Raw genomic sequence first — 1,247 nt, forward strand, 5'->3', positions numbered from 1 at the left:
GCGATCAGGAACAGCACGGTGCGCATAGTTTCGAAGTTCGTGTAGCCGCGAGCACGTCGTTTGGCGGCCTGAAACAGGCCGTTGATGGCTTCCAGGAACCCGTTGGTCTGACGTGTCTGGGACCAGGCAATAATGCCCTCGAAGTGCTTGCGGATCATGCGGGCAACGTCCTTCATCGGTTCGACCTTCGAGCGCATCACGTTCGTGCACCACTGCTCGAGCATCGCGGAGACGACGTTGATCTGCTTGCGATCAAGGATGTCGCGCAACTGCTCGCGATACAGCCACGCACGGGCAGTACGTTTGGTCGTGACATTGGCTACCAGCGCGTCGAGGTCGGCGCGCTGCGCCGCGTTCAGCCGGTCGCGATCCTTGAGCAACGCCCATCGCAGGCCCTTGAGATCCGGGTCGGTCTGCTGTTCGAGCCGCCGGGTTTTCTCCAATGCCGCAGAGGCCTGAGCGACAACGTGGAACTTGTCGAAAGTGATGCGGGCATTGGGCAGATGCTCGGTAACGCCCTTGATGAAGGCGGGCGACATATCGATGCTGACCGAAGTGATCTGCTCAGGTTCGGCGCAATGCGAGCGCAGGTCGCAGGCAAATTGCTCAACCGCAGCGGCATCCTTGCCTTCGGTGACGAATACAACCTTGCGTTGCTCGGCATCGGCCACGATCGTCAAATAGTTGTGCCCGCGCTTGTAGGAGGTCTCGTCAATGGCGGCGCTGGTCACGTCGGACAGGTCGATTTCGGCCAACGCGAGCTCGACGTATCGCTTGCAGATTGCGTGAACACGGTGCCACGACTCGCCGACGATGCGCGCCACGGCGGAAAATGGCATCTGTTGGGCAAGAGTAAGCACCATCGCCTCAAACAGCAGCGTGAATCCGCTGAGCTTGCCGGCAAAGTCCGGTTCGACGAGTGCCACCCGGCCGTCAGGCAGCTTCACCCGCGGTGTGCGCACTTCGAGGTAGCAGTCGTGCTGGAAGAAGTTCAGATGCCTGTAGCGCTTGACGACGGTGTCATGCACCGGGTGCACGCCGGCCGCCTCCGGGTGCGCAAAGCGGGTGCCAGCAACGAAGTCGATCTGGATCGTGAGTCGCTTGGCAGCGGCGTCGAAATCGACACCGCTCACAAACCACGGAGCGTTCACACCCAGGGCGGCTTCGAACAGCTTGCTGTGCATCATTTACCTTCTTGTCTACAGGAAAAACGAGACGATACCACCCACTCGAAATTCAAAAGAGGC

At 60.1% G+C, this 1,247-nt stretch carries 1 protein-coding gene; it reads right to left on the bottom strand.

The window, feature by feature from the left end; all coding sequences use genetic code 11:
* On the bottom strand, window positions 1–1,184 hold a 1,184-nt coding region (locus DID96_RS37725), incomplete at its 3' end, for an ISL3 family transposase (protein WP_124604392.1).
* Window positions 1,185–1,247: the final 63 nt, after the last annotated feature.

It is taken from the genome of Burkholderia sp. Bp8963 (genome assembly GCF_003854275.1).
Taxonomy (GTDB): Bacteria; Pseudomonadota; Gammaproteobacteria; order Burkholderiales; family Burkholderiaceae; genus Burkholderia.